We start from the raw sequence: 16340 nt of genomic DNA on the forward strand, positions 1-16340 counted from the left end.
GCATTGCGCCGGGCAAGGCTTTACAGTCTTACAACAGCGGGATCGAGTAGCTGACGATCAGGCGGTTTTCGTCCTGGTTACGTGCGTTGGCGATGTCGCTGCGCCACATAGCGTTTTTCCACGCCACGCCGACGTTTTTCAGCGGACCTTCCGGTACGACGTAGGCAACAGTGATGTCACGTTCCCACTCGGACTGGCCAGTGAACTCGGCACGGTTGCTGGCAACGGTGTCGATATGATCACCCTTCAGGTAAACCACACCAGCGGTCAGGCCAGGTACGCCCACCTTGGCGAAGTCGTAGGAGTAGCGAGCTTGCCAGGTGCGCTCGCCGGCACGGGCGAACTTCTGGATCTGCATGTCGGTGGTGATGTAAGCCGACGAGCCGTCACCCTGGTTCAACCAAGGGAAGTCGCTGCTGCCGTTGCTGACCTGGTAACCGCCACCGAAGGTGTGGCCGGCAACCGAGTACAGGAACAGGCCGCTGTACAGGTTGTTGTCGACTTTGCCACGACCGGAGTTGACGCCACCGTAGTTGCCTGTGGAGAAGTAGGCAGACTGGTTGCCGTTGTTACCGTCGTCGGAGCTGTTGAAGTAACGCAGATCAGACTTCAGCACGCCAGGGCCGATAGCCCAGTTGTGGGTCAGGCCCAGGAAGTGTTGCTTGTAGAAATCTTCCAGGTTGCCGTAGTAGTACTGGGCGGTCAGGTCCTTGGTGATCTTGTAGTCACCACCGGCGTAGTAGAACTTGTTGCTCGAACGCCAGTTCACGCCACGGCTGTTGGCGCCGGAGATGGACAGGCTTTCGTTGTTGCTGGAGTTACGGCCCTTGGCTTTTTCGATCTGGCCGGCAACCAGGGTCAGGTCCTTGATGTCGCTGGAGGTGATCTGGCCACCCTGGAAGGTCTGCGGCAGCATACGACCATCGTTGGTCACGATGACCGGCAGCTTGGGCTGCAAGGTACCCAGCTTCAGTTCGGTCTGGGAGATCTTCGCTTTGGCGGTCAGGCCCAGGCTGGAGTAGTTATCAACGGCTTCGCCATTGGACTTGCTCGGGAAGATGGTGCCGCCATACGAGCTGGCGGTCGCGCCGTTGGTGCCGCCGCCGGAATCCAGGCGAACACCCAGCAGGCCGATAGCGTCAAGACCGAAGCCGACGGTGCCTTGGGTGTAACCGGAGATGAAACGCAGATCGAAGCCTTGGCCCCACTCTTCGTTCTTGTTCGCACCAGCACCTTCGCGGTTATCGGTGTTGATGTAGAAGTTACGCAGGCCCAGTGTGGCCTTGCTGTCTTCGATGAAACCGGCGGCGCCTGCTTGCTGGGCGATTGCGCCCAAAGCTACAGCCACAGCCAAGGTGGACTTCTTCATGTACCGCTCCTCTCGTTTCTAATTTTTGTATTTCTTTGGCCCCGGGTCTGACGCCCTGGATCCACAGATGCGCGATTAGCGCCAGATAGTGACTAGCAAGTCAATCGTAACCTTGTGTGTCTACTACCTTCGTCTAATCGCAGTTGATTTGGTCCCTGCAGGGTAATGAGTTTTTCATACACCCAAAAAGAATTGTTTCATTCTTTTTCATACGATTCGGGAATAAGCGGATGCGTGAAGCGGGTGGGTCGAGTGACACGAACCGCTCCATAAGCTAATTCCTAAAGGGTATTTACCAGTGCTTTTTTAGATCGATTAGTGTGACCGTATGGTTGCATACGTCACTCACGATCAAAAAGGCGACGCCATCATGGCCAAACGCACATCCTCCCGTCAATTTGTTACAGTTTTTGTATCGGTATTACTTTCTTTTGGTGTCAGCGCGGCCGATTTGACGGTCGGCTACCAGACCGGCATCGATCCCAGCAAAGTCCCCCAGGCTGACGGCCTCTACGAAAAAACCATTGGTGAGAAAATCGCCTGGCGCCGGTTCAACAGTGGCCCGGAGGTGGTCACGGCCATTGCCTCGGGTGATGTACAAATCGGCAACCTCGGTTCCAGCCCCCTCGCCGCAGCCGCTTCGCGCAATCTACCCATCGTCGCGTTTATCGTATCGGCACAGATCAACGCTTCTGAAGCCCTGGTAGTGCGTAATGGCAGTGGCATCGACAAACCCGAAGACCTGATCGGCAAAACCATCGCCACACCCTTCGTCTCAACCTCCCATTACAGCCTGCTCGGCGCCCTGAAGCATTGGGGGCTGGACACTAAGCAAGTCAAAGTGGTGAACCTGCAACCGGCCGAAATCGCCGCCGCCTGGAAGCGCGGCGATATCGACGGCGCATTCGTGTGGTCACCGGCCCTTGGCGAAATCCGCAAGACCGGCAAAACCCTGACCGATGCGGCGCAGGTGGGCCAATGGGGCGCACCGACGTTTGAAGTGTGGGTAGCACGCAAGGATTTCGCCGAAAAACATCCTGAGGTAGTGGCCAGGTTTGCCAAGGTCACCCTCGATTCATTCGCCGACTATGCCGCGAATAAAGACAGTTGGACGGTGGATTCGGAACCGGTGCAGAAGATCGCCAAATTGACAGGCTCCAATGCCGACGATATTCCAGAGTTGCTGGCGGGCACGACGTTTCCCGATGCGCAGGCACAACAGACCGAAGCGCTGCTCAAGGGCGGCACGGCGAAGGCGATTGGGGAGACGGCGAAGTTCTTGAAAGAGCAAGGCAAGGTGGAGACGGTGTTGCCGGACTATTCGGCCTATGTGACCGACAAATTCATCACACAATAAATACAGTCTTCGGTGGGAGCTGGCTTGCCTGCGATGCCAGCAACTCGGTCGTTCAGATAAACCGAGGCGCTGCTATCGCAGGCAAGCCAGCTCCCACACAGAGCCGTACTCTTTTACAGGGCCTTTTCAAAGATCTTGGAGTTGCGCTGATAGTTGTACAGCGACGCACGCGCCGACGGCAGGCGGTCCACGCTGCTCGGCACAAAACCGCGCTCACGGAACCAGTGGGCCGTGCGCGTGGTGAGCACGAACAAGGTCTTCAACCCCTGCGCACGTGCACGGGTCTGGATGCGTTCGAGCAACACATCGCCGCGTGCGCCATGGCGGTACTCCGGGTTCACCGCCAGGCACGCCAGCTCGCCCGCATCCGAATCCGCAATCTGATACAGCGCTGCGCACGCGATGATCATGCCTTCGCGCTCGACCACGCTGAACTGTTCGATTTCCCGCTCCAGCACTTCCCGCGAACGACGCACCAGAATGCCCTGCTCTTCCAGCGGACTGATCAGGTCCAGCAAACCGCCGACGTCTTCGATCGCCGCTTCGCGCACCAGTTCGAATTGCTCCTGGGCCACCAGCGTACCGCCGCCGTCACGGGTAAACAGCTCGGTGAGCAAGGCACCGTCTTCGGCGTAGCTGACGATATGGCTGCGCCCTACTCCACCCCGACAGGCTTCGGCAGCGGCGTCGAGCAGCTCGGCTTGATAGTTGCTGCCCAGGCGTTGCAGGTGCGCAGGCACTTGCTGCGGGCGCAATTCACGTACCAGACGGCCGTTCTCATCGATCAGGCCGGGATCGGCGCCGAACAGCAGCAATTTGTCGGCACCCAGGTCGATGGCGGCACGGGTGGCGACATCTTCGCAGGCCAGGTTGAAGATTTCACCGGTAGGCGAGTAGCCCAACGGCGACAACAGCACGATAGAGCGCTCGTCCAGCAGGCGGTTGATGCCTTTGCGGTCGACCCGGCGTACTTCGCCGGTGTGGTGATAGTCAACGCCCTCAAGCACGCCAATCGGGCGCGCCGTCACCAGGTTGCCGCTGGCCACGCGCAGGCGCGAGCCCTGCATGGGCGACGAGGCCATGTCCATGGACAGGCGCGCTTCGATGGCGATACGCAGATGGCCGACAGCGTCGATCACGCACTCCAGCGTCGCCGCATCGGTGATGCGCAAGCCTTCGTGGTAAGCCGGGGTCAGGCCGCGTGCTTCAAGGCGGGTTTCAATCTGCGGACGCGAACCGTGCACCAGCACCAGCCGCACGCCCAGGCTGTGGAGCAGCACCAGGTCGTGGACGATATTGCCGAAGTTGGGATGTTCCACACCGTCGCCAGGCAGCATGACCACAAAGGTGCAGTCGCGGTGGGCATTGATATAGGGCGAAGCGTGACGAAGCCAATTAACGTATTCGGGCATAACACCTGGGCCTGTAATAAAAAGCAGCCGAAAAAGGATGAGTCGCAAAAACGCACAGCGGGCTGATGGTTATCGTCGGAACAGGCTTGGCGACACGCTCGCTCTCCTTATGTACGAATGGGCAAAGGTTAATTTATGCAGGTTTCAGGCAGTAATGTTCGATCAATTCCCGCAATAGACGCACTGTAGGCGTCAAGCGTGACATTTCGAGGTACTCGCCCGGCTGGTGGGCGCAGGCGATGTCGCCGGGGCCAAGCACCAGGGTTTCACAACCAAGGCGCTGAAGATAAGGCGCTTCGGTGCCGAACGCTACTGCTTCGGCACGATGACCGGTCAACCGTTCCGCCACCCGCACCAACTCGGTGTCTTCGGGCTGCTCGAAAGGCGGCACTTCGGGGAATAGCGGCGCGTAGTCGATCTTGACCTTATGACGCTCGGCCAAGGGTTCGAGCTTCTGCCGGATCGCCGCACGCAGCACTTCAGGGTCCATGCCCGGCAAGGGTCGCAGGTCGAACTCCAGGGAGCACTGGCCGCAGATGCGATTAGGGTTGTCGCCGCCGTGGATACAGCCGAAATTCATGGTCGGCTGCGGCACGCTGAATTGCGCGTTGCGGTATTCGCGCTGCCAGGCCAGGCGCAGGCCGCGCAGTTCGCCGATGGCGTCGTGCATGGCTTCGAGGGCGCTGTGGCCCAGGCTTGGGTCCGACGAGTGGCCGCTGCGGCCGAGGATGTCGATGCGCTCCATCATCACGCCTTTGTGCAGGCGGATCGGCTTGAGCCCAGTTGGCTCACCGATCACCGCCGCCCGTCCCAGCGGCCTCCCCGCCTCGGCCAGCGCACGCGCGCCGGACATGGAGCTTTCCTCGTCACAGGTGGCGAGGATCAGCAGCGGCTGCTTGAACGGCTGGTCGAGCAACGGCAACACCGCTTCAATGGCCAGGGCAAAAAATCCTTTCATGTCGCAACTGCCCAGCCCCACCCAACGACCATCGACTTCCGTCAGCTTGAGCGGATCGGTCTTCCACAGTGCCGCATCATAAGGAACCGTATCGCTATGGCCCGCCAACACCAAGCCACCGGGGCCGCTGCCGAAACTGGCGAGCAGGTTGAACTTGCCAGGGCTGACTTGCTGGATGTCGATAGCGAAACCCAGGTCGCCCAGCCACGCGGCGAGCAGATCGATCACCGGGCGGTTGGTCTGGTCGAGAGACGCTTGGGTGCAACTCACCGACGGCGCGGCGATCAAGGCGGCGAACTGCTCTTTCATGGACGGTAACGGCATGCGCGGTCTCCCAACTTCCCGGATGAACCTCACTATAGAGGCATCTGCCCAACACAATAAACCGTCGCGGCACGTTGCCGGGCTCAGTCCTGTACACTGCACGACCTTGGCAGCCACACTTTTCCCCGGCTGCGCTCCCGATCCTGGATTTTCCGGCCATGCAGAAAGAAACCGAAATCAAGCTCCGCGTCAGCCGCGAAACACTCGCCGCGCTACGTGAGCACCCGCTACTGAAAAAACGCAACAAAAGTGGCTGGGAACGCCGTGAGTTGATGAATCAGTACTTCGACACCCCCGAGCGCGACCTGGCGCAGGCCAAGGTCGCCCTGCGCCTGCGCAAGGACGGTGACGACATCATTCAGACCCTCAAGACCCGTGGCCAAAGCGTTGCCGGCTTGTCGGAGCGCAACGAGTACAACTGGGACCTGCCCAAAGCCAAGCTCGATGTGAAGAAACTCGACGGCGAGTGCTGGCCCGAGCAACTGGCCGAGTTGGACAAAAAGACCCTCAAGCCGATCTTCACCACCGACTTCGTGCGTGAACGCGCCGAAATCGCCTGGGGCCGTGGCAAGGCCAAGGTGGTGATCGAAGCCGCCCTGGACCTGGGCCATGTGGTGGTTGGCAAGCAGAAGGAAGAAATCTGCGAGCTGGAACTGGAATTGCGCGAAGGCGAACCCGCCGCCCTGCTGGAGCTGGCCGCCGAACTGGCTGCGACCCTGGCGCTGATGCCCTGTGACATCAGCAAAGCCGAGCGCGGCTACCGCCTGTATGACGCGAGCAGCTACTCATTGAGCCTGCCGGCACCGCAGATCCACGCCGAAATGCCTTTGGATGATGCTTTCGCCGCAATCATGTGGCACCTGTTGGGCAGCAGCCAGCGCCTGGCCGAGCAATACCGTTTCAACGGCCACTGGCGCTTGCTGCAGGACTGGGTCGAGAACCTGGGTGAGTTGCGCGCGCTGATCGGCAGCCTCGGCCAGGCCGCGCCGCGCCAATCCACCAGCGAACTGCGCAGCGCCCTGGATGCACTGCTGGAAGACTGGCGCCCGCTGGTCCAGGCCGGTGACGACGATGAAGACATTCGCAAAGCCGCACCGGAGCAGTTCATCGAAGAATTGCAAGATGTACGCTGGGGCCTGTTCTCACTGAATACCTCGCGCTGGCTGCTGGCCCGTACCTGGACCGCCGAGCGCAACGTGCGCGGCAACCGCCAGGGTGCTGCGCAAATCACCAACTGGCTGCCACGCCTGCTGGCCGACGACGCCGTCGCCCTGCAACTGCCGCGCTACCAGCAACAGCCCGAAGACCTCGCCGAGCAACTGCCGCGCATCGAACGCATCCAGGCCTGGCTGCACCATGCGCGCCATGTGGTAGACATTGCTGAACTGGACCGTTTGTACGGCGAGCTGAACAAGCTGGCGCAGTTGGCTAACCAGCCGATCACCGATGAATCGCTGGATGCGCGTATGCACCAGGCGATTGCGGTGTATCAGAACCGGGCCTGGAAGACCCTCCTGCGCCTGTAAAATCGCATCGGGAGCAAGCCCCCTCCCACATTGTGTGGGAGGGGGCTTGCTCCCGATGAGGCCCGCCCTGTCAGCGCAATACTGGCAGGCTGGTAGTGGACTTGATCTCCGACAACGCCACGATGGAGTTGACCTCCTGGATCCCCGGCACCATCGATAACTTCTCGAAGAAAAACCGCTCATACGCCTCGATGTCCGAAGTGACGATGCGCAGCAGAAAATCCACCGACCCCATCAGCACATAACACTCCAACACCTCCGCAAATCCGCGAATCGCTTCGGTGAACTCAGTGAAGTTGGAGCGGCCGTGAGCGTTGAGTTTGATCTCGGCGAAAATCTGCGTGTTGAGCCCGATTTTCTTGCGGTCCAAGAGGGTGACCTGGCCCCGGATCACGCCCTCTTCCTTGAGCCGCTGAATGCGTCGCCAGCACGGAGACTGCGACAGGCCGACCTGCTCGGCGATCTGTGCGCTGGAGAGCGAGGCGTCCTCTTGCAGCAGGGCCAGAATGCGGCGATCGTAGACGTCCAACTCGCTGTGCATAGAAATACCTATGAAAGTGTATTTTTTGAATTGATTGATTCGATAATGCGCCAATAGGGCTCATCTTAGATAAGAAATCTCCCTAGGCGAATGTGAAAATTCCTCCAGTCGATTTTGGAGAGTCAGTATGCACGCCGTCGAAACCGCCCACCCTGTCACCCGCGTCGATGCGTGGGCCGTCAACAGCGCCCACTGTCAGGCGCACTATCGGATCGTCGCCGAGGCTGAGCCCGACGTGCTGTGCCGGGTGCTGAACTACTTTGCGCTGCAGTTCCTGACGCCAGCCCACGTCAATATGAGCCGGGACGCCGACCTGCTGAATATCGATATCGTGATCGACGGCCTTAGCTGGCACCGTGCCCAAGTCATCGGTGAAAAGATTCGAAACCTGATCAGTGTCTGCGACCTGGAGTTGTGGCCGGCTGATGCCGAGCGGCCTCAGGCACTGGCGGCGACGGCGCGGTAAAAACCTGCAATACACCTGGGAACGAGGATTTCCAGCGGCTGACTAGTCTGGGATTACACCCCAAACCGCCCAGGAAACCTGCATGACCGCTGCCTCCCTCGACCACCCCTTGGAACTGCAACAATTATTGCCGGCATTGATCGAGCAAGGGCTGATTACCGCACAGGCGGCCCATAGCATTCAGGCAGCATCTTGCACTCAACATCCCCTGGAATGCATCGCAGCCCAAGGCCCTTGTCTTGAGACCCTGACCCAATGGCTGGCACAACATGCAGGTCAGCCTTACCTGCGCATCGACCCGTTGAAGATCGACGTGGCGAGCGTGGTGCCGTTGATGTCCCATGCCTTCGCCCAGCGCCACGGCATTCTTGCGGTCGCCGTGGATGCCCAAAGCGTCACGATCGCCAGCGCCCAGCCGTACATCAGCGCCTGGGAAGCCGGGCTCGCTCAAGTGCTCAAACGCACCATCAAACGCGTGGTGGCCAACCCCCGCGATATCCAGCGCTGCCTCCACGAGTTTTACCGCTTGGCCAAGTCAGTCAGCGGCGCCGATCAGAAAATGGCGATACCCGGCAACGTCGAACTGCTCAGCCTCGGCGCCAGCGACAAGGAGCCCGATGCCAATGACGCGCATATCGTCAATATCGTCGACTGGCTGTTGCAATACGCCTTTGCCCAACGGGCCAGCGATATTCATATCGAACCCTGTCGCGATCAGGGCCGGGTGCGTTTTCGCATCGACGGGCTGTTGCATGACGTCTATCAATTTCCGCCTCAGGTCACCACCGCAGTGGTCAGCCGCTTGAAAAGTCTTGGGCGAATGAATGTGGCCGAGAAACGCAAACCCCAGGATGGTCGCGTCAAGACCAGGAACCCGGCAGGCGCGGAAGTGGAATTGCGCCTTTCGACCCTGCCGACCGCGTTTGGCGAAAAGCTGGTGATGCGGATTTTTGACCCTCAGGTGCTGCTCAAGGACTTCGACCAGCTGGGCTTGTCGAGCGCCGATCAGCAGCGCTGGCACGCCATGACTCGGCAAGCCAATGGCATCATCCTGGTCACAGGCCCGACCGGCTCGGGCAAGACCAGCACCCTCTACACCACCCTCAAGCAACTGGCGACCCGAGAGGTCAACCTGTGCACGGTAGAAGACCCGATTGAAATGGTCGAGCCGGCGTTCAATCAAATGCAGGTCCAACACAATATCGACCTCACCTTTGCCAGCGGCGTCCGCGCCCTGCTGCGCCAGGACCCGGACATCATCATGATCGGTGAAATCCGTGACCGGGAAACCGCCGAGATGGCCATACAGGCCGCACTGACCGGGCACCTGGTGTTCTCGACCCTGCATACCAACGATGCGCCCAGCGCCATCAGCCGACTGCAGGAGCTTGGCATTGCTCACTATTTGATCAAGGCCACACTCATAGGCGTCATGGCGCAGCGTCTGGTGAGGGTTTTGTGCACCCACTGCAAGCGTGTGACGGGTGTGGAGAACATAGGCTGCTACGAGGCCGTCGGTTGTGTGGAATGCCGTGACAGCGGTTATCGAGGCCGAGCCGGGCTGTATGAAATCATGCCGTTGGACCCAGCGCTCAAGGCGCTGGTGACTCCCGGTACGGACATACAGGCGCTACGCCGTGAGGCGCTCGCGCAGGGCATGAACAGCTTGCGCATGGCCGGCATCGATAAAGTGAACGCCGGCGTGACCACGATGACGGAAATATTACGGGTCACGCCTGGGGATTCAGAAACAAATCCTTTATTTGTTGGGCCGTGAAACCGTCCTTATCGGTGACCAGACCGCTACAATCGGCCCAACGTCGTTCACTGACATCTTCAGATAAGGAATCGCTATGCAGATCGGAACCGTACTGCTTCTTTTTGTGGGCTTGGCCATCGCCATCCTGTTCATGGGTTTCAAAGTGGTGCCCCAGGGCTACCAATGGACGGTCGAACGTTTCGGCCGCTACACCAACACCCTCAAGCCCGGCCTGAACATCATCATCCCGGTCATGGACCGCATCGGTCGCAAGATCAACGTGATGGAAAGCGTGCTGGACATTCCGCCCCAGGAAGTCATCACTGCCGACAACGCCACCGTGCAGATCGATGCCGTGTGCTTCTTCCAGGTGGTCAACACCGCCCAGGCGGCCTACGAGGTCAACAACCTCGAACACGCAATCCGCAATCTGCTGCAAACCAATATCCGTACCGTCCTGGGCTCCATGGAGCTTGATGCCATGCTCAGCCAGCGTGATGGCATCAACGAGAAGCTGCTGCGCACCGTGGACGAAGCCACTGCGCCGTGGGGCATCAAGATCACCCGTATCGAGATCAAAGATATCAGCCCACCCGCCGACCTGATGGCCGCCATGTCCGGCCAGATGAAAGCCGAGCGAATCAAGCGTGCACAGATCCTCGAAGCCGAGGGCCTGCGTGCGTCGGCGATCCTGACGGCCGAAGGCAAGAAGCAGGCGCAGATCCTTGAAGCCGAAGGTAGCCGCCAGGCCGCGTTCCTGGAGTCCGAAGCACGTGAGCGTCAGGCCGAAGCCGAAGCTCGAGCGACACAAGTGGTGTCCGAAGCCATCGCGTCGGGCAATGTGCAGGCGGTCAACTACTTCGTCGCGCAAAAATACATCGATGCCTTGGGCAAGCTGGCGTCGGCCAACAACAGCAAGGTCATCCTGATGCCGCTGGAAGCCAGCCAGGTGATTGGCGCCGTGGGCGGTATCGGCGAAATCGTCAAGGCAACTTTTGGCAACCAGAAAGGCTGAGGCCAACACCATGTGGGACTTTTTGCTGCATTTGTCGTTCTGGGACTGGTTGGCGCTGGGCACCGTGCTGTTGATTCTTGAGGTGTTCGGCGCCGGCGGTTACCTGCTGTGGATGGGTATCGCCGCGGCCGCAGTGGGGGTGATCAAGTTCCTGGTCCCGCCACTCGGGCTGGAGTGGCAACTGCTGCTGTTCGCCATGCTGTCGATCCTGACGGCCGTGTATTGGTGGAAGCGCCAACGCAGCAGCGCCAAGGTCAGCGATCAACCGGGGTTGAACGAGCGCGGCTCCGAATTGATCGGGCGCACCTTCATGGTGCATCAGGCGATTGTGGATGGCCGGGGCAAGATTAAAGTCGGCGATGGCGTGTGGATGGTCACCGGTGCCGATGCCCCAGCAGGCGCTCAAGTACGCGTGGTTGGCCAGGATGGGGTGATTTTAGAGGTTAAAACTGTTTAGTCAGTGATGGAACTGGATCGACTTAACTACAATCAAAACGTACAGATAACCCACCGGAGTCACCCATCATGCGTCTTAAATATGCTGTCGCAACCCTCGCTGTGCTCTCCCTACCTGTCGGCTCAGCCATGGCCGATAGCTTTTGGCGTAATGTCATCTCGTCGGGCGCCACCACTGGCTCGACTTACCTGACATTCAAGGACCACAAGCTGGTAGTCGCCGCCCAGGACGACGCGGGCAGCTTCGTCGCCAGCGACGGCGGCATCCGCGGCCCGTACCTGGAAGCGGCCATGCAGAAGGTCCGCGCCGACAACCCTGGCCTTCAGGCCACGGACATGGAACTGGCTAACGCCATCCTGGCGAAGAATGCTGTAACCGAGTAACAGCCGCACCGATAAAAAATGCCGCTTTTTCAAGCGGCATTTTTTTGCCTGCCCTATGACGAATCGTTCATAAGCGACAGGCTATATTCAGTCTTGCCGTGCAACCATGCGTTACTGACACGTTTAACATTCATCGCCTATCTTGAACGGATGCCTTCTTCGTCATGAGCCAACAGCCTTTCCTGCCGTTTTCCAAACCGACCATTGATGAAGCCACCATTTCGGCAGTCGGCGATGTCCTGCGTTCCGGCTGGATCACCAGCGGGCCAAAAGTGCAGGCGTTCGAGGCGCAGTTGTCGGAATACTTTGGCGGGAGGCCGGTGCGCACCTTCAACTCGGGCACCTGCACCATGGAGATCGCCTTGCGCATCGCCGGTATCGGGCCTGGGGATGAAGTCATCACGACACCGATTTCCTGGGTGGCCACCGCCAACGTCATCCTCGAAGTCGGCGCTACTCCAGTGTTCGCCGATATCGACCCGATTACCCGCAACATTGACCTGGCCCAGGTTGAGGCGGCAATCACCCCACGTACCAAAGCGATCATCCCGGTCTACCTGGCGGGCTTGCCCCTGGACATGCCGATGCTTTACGCGCTGGCCAACAAGTACAACCTGCGTATCGTCGAAGACGCCGCGCAAGCCTTGGGCTCCAGCTGGGACGGGGAACGCATCGGTGCAACCGGCGACTTCGTGTCGTTCAGCTTTCAGGCGAACAAGAACATCACCTCATCCGAGGGTGGCTGCCTGGTGTTGAACAACGCCGAGGAGGCTCGCCTGGCAGAGAAGTATCGCCTGCAGGGCGTGACCCGCACCGGTTTCGATGGCCTGGATGTGGATGTCCTGGGCGGCAAGTTCAATATGACCGACATCGCCGCCGCCATTGGCCTGGGGCAGTTTGCGCATATCGAGAAGATCACGGCCCACCGCCAGCACCTGGCACGCCACTACTTCCAGTGCTTTGGCAGTGACTTCGAAGAGAAATATGGCGCGCAACTGCCGCCGGCGGATTTCGAGAACAGCAACTGGCACCTGTTCCAACTGGTGTTGCCGGAGCGCCAGGACGGCTTGCCTGCTCGCGCAACGTTCATGGAGCAGATGCAGGCCCACGGCGTTGGCATTGGCTATCACTACCCGCCGATCCACTTGCTGAGCCTGTATCGGGCACAGGGTTTCAAGGAAGGCATGTTCCCGGTGGCGGAGCGTGTTGGGCGTTTGATCGTGTCGTTGCCGATGTTCACGGCAATGACAGAGGCGGATGTGGAGCGGGCTGTAGCGGCGGTTAAAGCGGTACTGAAGAAAGACTGAACACAACCAGCAGGCACACCCCAATCAACTGTGGGAGCTGGCTTGCCTGCGATGCAGGCACCTCGGTGTATCGGTGATACACGGGTGATCCAATCGCAGGCAAGCCAGCTCCCACATTGATGTGTGCTGTTGCAGCTATTGCGTTTAGTCGCCGATGGCGGCTTTGTAGCCGGCGGCATCCAGCAGTTTGTCCAGTTCAGCCTTGTCGCTTGGCTTGAGCTTGAAGATCCAGGCGCCATAAGGGTCAGAGTTCAGCAGCTCAGGGCTGCCACTCAGCTCTTCGTTGACAGCAATCACTTCGCCGGCAATCGGCGAGTAGATATCCGAAGCTGCTTTGACCGACTCCACCACACCCGCCTGATCTTGAGCGGCAAACACCTTGCCCACTTCAGTCAGTTCAACAAACACCACATCACCCAAAGCTTCCTGTGCATGGTCGGAGATGCCGACAGTCACGGTGCCATCAGCTTCCAGACGGGCCCATTCGTGACTTTCGGCAAAACGCAGGTCGGCAGGGATATTGCTCATAGTCTGTGTCCTCAAGAAGAAATGTCAGCGGCCATTGGCCTGCCGGAAAATAGTTAGATCAAGGTTTTGCCATGGCGTACGAAGGTCGGCTTGACCACTCGAACCGGGTACCACTTGCCGCGGATTTCCACTTCGGCCCGGTCGGCAGTCGCCGCCGGTACGCGCGCCAGGGCAATGGATTTGCTTAGCGTAGGCGAGAAACTACCACTGGTGATCTCTCCTTCGCCAACATTGGCGATACGAACCACTTGGTGAGCGCGTAAAACTCCACGCTCTTCCAGCACCAGCCCGACCAATTTGAACTGCACACCGGCCGCCTTTTCCGCTTCCAGCGCAGCACGACCGATAAAATTGCGCCCGGCAGGTTCCCAGGCAATGCTCCAGGCCATATTGGCCGCGAGGGGCGATACCTGCTGATGGATATCCTGGCCGTACAGGTTCATGCCGGCCTCCAGGCGCAAGGTATCGCGGGCGCCGAGGCCGATAGGTGAAATGCCCGCGCCCACCAGATCATTGAAAAAACCCGGTGCCTGGTCGGCGGGCAGGACAATTTCCAGACCGTCTTCGCCGGTGTAGCCGGTACGGGCGATAAACCAGTCGCCGTCGGCATGGCCTTCGAACGGCTTGAGCTGGTGGATCAGGATGCCACGGGACTGAGTCACCAGTTCGGCGATCTTATGCCGGGCGTGGGGCCCTTGGATGGCAAGCATGGCCAATTCGGACCGCTCATGCAGCTGCACCTGGTAAGCGCCCAGTTGCGCCTGCATCCAGGCCATATCCTGATCACGGGTGGCGGCATTGACCACCAGCCGGTACCCGGTTTCGGTTCGGTAGACGATCATATCGTCCACCACTCCGCCTTGCTCGTTGAGCATGGCGCTGTACAGCGCACGGCCGCAGCCGTGCAATCGATCGACGTCATTGGCCAGCAGGTGCTGAAGCCATTCCTTGGCCTGAGGGCCGGTGACATCGATTACGGTCATATGAGATACATCGAACACCCCACAGTCGCGCCGCACCTGATGGTGTTCTTCAACCTGCGAGCCGTAATGCAAAGGCATATCCCAACCGCCAAAATCGACCATTTTCGCGCCGAGGGCGAGATGCAGGTCATACAAAGGCGTACGCTGTCCCATGGGTTTCTCCTTCCGGGCTTGGCGAAGGTGCGCAGAGCTGCCACTTGTGCCGAACACCTTGATTTACAAGGCCCGCAGCCACATACAGCAGGTCGATCCGAAAGACGGAGCGCACCGAATGCCGCGCATTGTAGCCTCATGCCGTAGGACTGGCACCTAACCGATTTGCCGAGCAGAGCGACGGATCAGCCCGATGACCGGCAACAACCCGACCAGCACCAGGGTCAACGCCGGCAAAGAAGCCCGCGCCCATTCACCTTCACTGGTCATCTCGAAGATCCGTACCGCCAGCGTGTCCCAGCCAAACGGGCGCATCAGCAATGTCGCGGGCATTTCCTTGAGTACATCCACGAACACCAGCAGCGCCGCGCTCAGGGTGCCGGGCAACAACAACGGCAGATACACTTTGCAAAACAGTCGTGGACCGCTCACCCCAAGGCTGCGTGCAGCTTCGGGCAATGACGGACGAATGCGCGCCAGGCTGTTTTCCAAAGGCCCGTAGGCCACTGCCAGGAACCGTACCAGGTAAGCCAGCACCAATGCCGACAGGCTGCCCAACAGCAAGGGCCTGCCCGCGCCGCCCAGCCAGCCGGACAGTGGCACCACCAGTTCGCGGTCCAGGTAGCTGAACGCCAGCATGATCGACACCGCCAGCACCGAGCCCGGCAAGGCATAACCGACATTGGCCAGGCTGATACCGGAGCGAATCGCCCGGGTCGGCGCCAGGCGGTTGGCAAAGGCCAGGATCATCGCCACGCTGACCGTAATCAGCGCGGCAATACCACCCAGGTAGAGGGTGTGGACGATCAGGCCCGTATAGCGCTCATCCAGGTCGAAGCGCCCGCGCTGCCAGAACCAGGCCACCAGTTGCAGCATCGGGATCACAAACGCACAGGCAAATACCAGGCCGCACCAGGCGCTGGCCGCCACGGCCTTGAACCCGTGCAGGTGGTACAACGCCTTGCCGCGTGGCCGCTCATTGCTCGGTCGGCTGGCCCCGCGCGCGCGCCGCTCGCCATACAGCACCAACATCACAACCAGCAGCAACAGGCTGGCCAGTTGCGCGGCGCTGGAAAGGCTGAAAAAGCCATACCAGGTTTTGTAGATAGCCGTGGTGAAGGTATCGAAATTGAACACCGAGACGGCGCCGAAATCTGCCAGGGTCTCCATCAACGCCAGGGCCACACCGGCACCAATCGCTGGTCGCGCCATCGGCAACGCCACGCGCCAGAATGCTTGCCATGGCGATTGCCCCAATACCCGCGCCGCTTCCATCAAACCCTTGCCCTGGGCCAGAAACGCAGAACGTGCCAGCAGGTAAACGTAGGGATAGAACACCAGCACCAACACGATGATCACGCCGCTGGTGGAGCGCACTCGCGGCAAGCGCAGCCCATTGCCGAACCATTCGCGCAGCAGGGTTTGCACGGGCCCTGCAAAGTCCAGCAGACCGACGAACACGAAGGCCAGCACATAAGCCGGGATCGCAAAGGGCAGCATCAGCGCCCAATCGAGCCAACGTCGCCCGGGGAATTCGCAGAGGCTGGTCAACCAGGCCAGGCTGACGCCCAGCAGCGTCACACCAATACCGACGCCGAGTACCAGGGTCAGGGTGTTGCCCAGCAAGCGCGGCATCTGGGTGTCCCAGAGGTGGGACCAGATCTGGTGGTCGATGCTTTGCCAGGACAGCAGCAGCACGCTCAGCGGCAGCAGCACCAGGGCGGCGACGGTGAAGACCGGCAGGTACCAGCGGCGTTGGGCGGGGTGGGCCAAGAGCAAACTCTCTGTGAACGGGTTATCTA

Annotated in this window: 15 protein-coding genes; 8 read left to right on the plus strand and 7 right to left on the minus strand. The window is 60.0% G+C overall.

Features of this window, described 5'->3' with window-relative positions:
* Positions 1-28: 28 nt before the first annotated feature.
* Entirely contained in the window at positions 29-1369 is a 1341-nt protein-coding gene (locus E4P00_RS03635; RefSeq protein ID WP_032878849.1) for an OprD family porin, read from the minus strand.
* Between the two features lie 370 nt (positions 1370-1739).
* Between E4P00_RS03635 and tauA the strand changes: the two genes are divergently transcribed.
* The gene (gene tauA, locus E4P00_RS03640; RefSeq protein WP_248130653.1) at positions 1740-2726 is read left to right on the plus strand and encodes a taurine ABC transporter substrate-binding protein; all 987 of its coding nucleotides are present in this window, start codon (positions 1740-1742) and stop codon (positions 2724-2726) included.
* Positions 2727-2839: 113 nt separating this feature from the next.
* Here tauA and argA read toward each other — a convergent pair whose 3' ends face one another.
* Both argA and argE read right to left on the minus strand, forming a co-directional pair.
* Positions 2840-4138, minus strand: a complete 1299-nt coding sequence (gene argA, locus E4P00_RS03645; RefSeq protein ID WP_005792368.1) for an amino-acid N-acetyltransferase — start codon at positions 4136-4138, stop codon at positions 2840-2842.
* Between the two features lie 133 nt (positions 4139-4271).
* Positions 4272-5420, minus strand: coding sequence for an acetylornithine deacetylase (gene argE, locus E4P00_RS03650; protein WP_005792369.1), 1149 nt, complete (start codon positions 5418-5420; stop codon positions 4272-4274).
* Positions 5421-5578: 158 nt separating this feature from the next.
* Between argE and E4P00_RS03655 the strand changes: the two genes are divergently transcribed.
* The gene (locus tag E4P00_RS03655) at positions 5579-6946 is read left to right on the plus strand and encodes a CYTH domain-containing protein (protein ID WP_005792371.1); all 1368 of its coding nucleotides are present in this window, start codon (positions 5579-5581) and stop codon (positions 6944-6946) included.
* 70 nt (positions 6947-7016) lie between these two features.
* On the opposite strand, the gene E4P00_RS03660 is transcribed toward E4P00_RS03655, so the two are convergent.
* Positions 7017-7487, minus strand: coding sequence for an Lrp/AsnC family transcriptional regulator (locus E4P00_RS03660; RefSeq protein WP_005792372.1), 471 nt, complete (start codon positions 7485-7487; stop codon positions 7017-7019).
* A 127-nt stretch (positions 7488-7614) separates the two neighbouring features.
* Between E4P00_RS03660 and E4P00_RS03665 the strand changes: the two genes are divergently transcribed.
* From E4P00_RS03665 to E4P00_RS03690, 6 genes are all read left to right on the plus strand, one after another.
* The gene (locus E4P00_RS03665) at positions 7615-7953 is read left to right on the plus strand and encodes a hypothetical protein (RefSeq protein WP_032878844.1); all 339 of its coding nucleotides are present in this window, start codon (positions 7615-7617) and stop codon (positions 7951-7953) included.
* A gap of 82 nt (positions 7954-8035) precedes the next feature.
* Positions 8036-9730, plus strand: coding sequence for a GspE/PulE family protein (locus tag E4P00_RS03670; RefSeq protein ID WP_216090454.1), 1695 nt, complete (start codon positions 8036-8038; stop codon positions 9728-9730).
* Between the two features lie 76 nt (positions 9731-9806).
* Entirely contained in the window at positions 9807-10727 is a 921-nt protein-coding gene (locus E4P00_RS03675) for an SPFH domain-containing protein (protein WP_003195285.1), read from the plus strand.
* A 10-nt stretch (positions 10728-10737) separates the two neighbouring features.
* Positions 10738-11184, plus strand: coding sequence for an NfeD family protein (locus E4P00_RS03680; RefSeq protein WP_248130654.1), 447 nt, complete (start codon positions 10738-10740; stop codon positions 11182-11184).
* Positions 11185-11252: 68 nt separating this feature from the next.
* The gene (locus E4P00_RS03685; protein ID WP_003176799.1) at positions 11253-11567 is read left to right on the plus strand and encodes a DUF2388 domain-containing protein; all 315 of its coding nucleotides are present in this window, start codon (positions 11253-11255) and stop codon (positions 11565-11567) included.
* A gap of 164 nt (positions 11568-11731) precedes the next feature.
* Entirely contained in the window at positions 11732-12874 is a 1143-nt protein-coding gene (locus tag E4P00_RS03690; RefSeq protein ID WP_032878841.1) for a DegT/DnrJ/EryC1/StrS aminotransferase family protein, read from the plus strand.
* A 144-nt stretch (positions 12875-13018) separates the two neighbouring features.
* Here the strand turns inward: E4P00_RS03690 and gcvH are convergent, their stop codons facing one another.
* From gcvH to E4P00_RS03705, 3 genes are all read right to left on the minus strand, one after another.
* Complete coding sequence (gcvH, locus tag E4P00_RS03695; RefSeq protein ID WP_032878840.1) at positions 13019-13402, minus strand: glycine cleavage system protein GcvH; 384 nt, start codon at positions 13400-13402, stop codon at positions 13019-13021.
* A 53-nt stretch (positions 13403-13455) separates the two neighbouring features.
* On the minus strand, positions 13456-14538 hold the full coding sequence (gene gcvT, locus E4P00_RS03700; RefSeq protein WP_032878838.1) for a glycine cleavage system aminomethyltransferase GcvT: 1083 nt from the start codon (positions 14536-14538) through the stop codon (positions 13456-13458).
* 156 nt (positions 14539-14694) lie between these two features.
* Positions 14695-16311 (minus strand): iron ABC transporter permease, encoded by a 1617-nt coding sequence (locus tag E4P00_RS03705; protein ID WP_078822594.1) that lies wholly within the window; start codon positions 16309-16311, stop codon positions 14695-14697.
* Positions 16312-16340 lie beyond the last annotated feature (29 nt).

The organism is Pseudomonas sp. B329 (genome assembly GCF_023127835.1).
Taxonomy (GTDB): Bacteria; Pseudomonadota; Gammaproteobacteria; order Pseudomonadales; family Pseudomonadaceae; genus Aquipseudomonas; species Aquipseudomonas synxantha_A.

Coding starts and splice junctions, on each gene's coding strand:
- E4P00_RS03635 (WP_032878849.1), bottom strand. CDS start 1,369: ATGAAGAAGTCCACCTTGGCTGTGGCTGTAGCTTTGGGCGCAATCGCC.
- tauA (WP_248130653.1), top strand. CDS start 1,740: ATGGCCAAACGCACATCCTCCCGTCAATTTGTTACAGTTTTTGTATCG.
- argA (WP_005792368.1), bottom strand. CDS start 4,138: ATGCCCGAATACGTTAATTGGCTTCGTCACGCTTCGCCCTATATCAAT.
- argE (WP_005792369.1), bottom strand. CDS start 5,420: ATGCCGTTACCGTCCATGAAAGAGCAGTTCGCCGCCTTGATCGCCGCG.
- E4P00_RS03655 (WP_005792371.1), top strand. CDS start 5,579: ATGCAGAAAGAAACCGAAATCAAGCTCCGCGTCAGCCGCGAAACACTC.
- E4P00_RS03660 (WP_005792372.1), bottom strand. CDS start 7,487: ATGCACAGCGAGTTGGACGTCTACGATCGCCGCATTCTGGCCCTGCTG.
- E4P00_RS03665 (WP_032878844.1), top strand. CDS start 7,615: ATGCACGCCGTCGAAACCGCCCACCCTGTCACCCGCGTCGATGCGTGG.
- E4P00_RS03670 (WP_216090454.1), top strand. CDS start 8,036: ATGACCGCTGCCTCCCTCGACCACCCCTTGGAACTGCAACAATTATTG.
- E4P00_RS03675 (WP_003195285.1), top strand. CDS start 9,807: ATGCAGATCGGAACCGTACTGCTTCTTTTTGTGGGCTTGGCCATCGCC.
- E4P00_RS03680 (WP_248130654.1), top strand. CDS start 10,738: ATGTGGGACTTTTTGCTGCATTTGTCGTTCTGGGACTGGTTGGCGCTG.
- E4P00_RS03685 (WP_003176799.1), top strand. CDS start 11,253: ATGCGTCTTAAATATGCTGTCGCAACCCTCGCTGTGCTCTCCCTACCT.
- E4P00_RS03690 (WP_032878841.1), top strand. CDS start 11,732: ATGAGCCAACAGCCTTTCCTGCCGTTTTCCAAACCGACCATTGATGAA.
- gcvH (WP_032878840.1), bottom strand. CDS start 13,402: ATGAGCAATATCCCTGCCGACCTGCGTTTTGCCGAAAGTCACGAATGG.
- gcvT (WP_032878838.1), bottom strand. CDS start 14,538: ATGGGACAGCGTACGCCTTTGTATGACCTGCATCTCGCCCTCGGCGCG.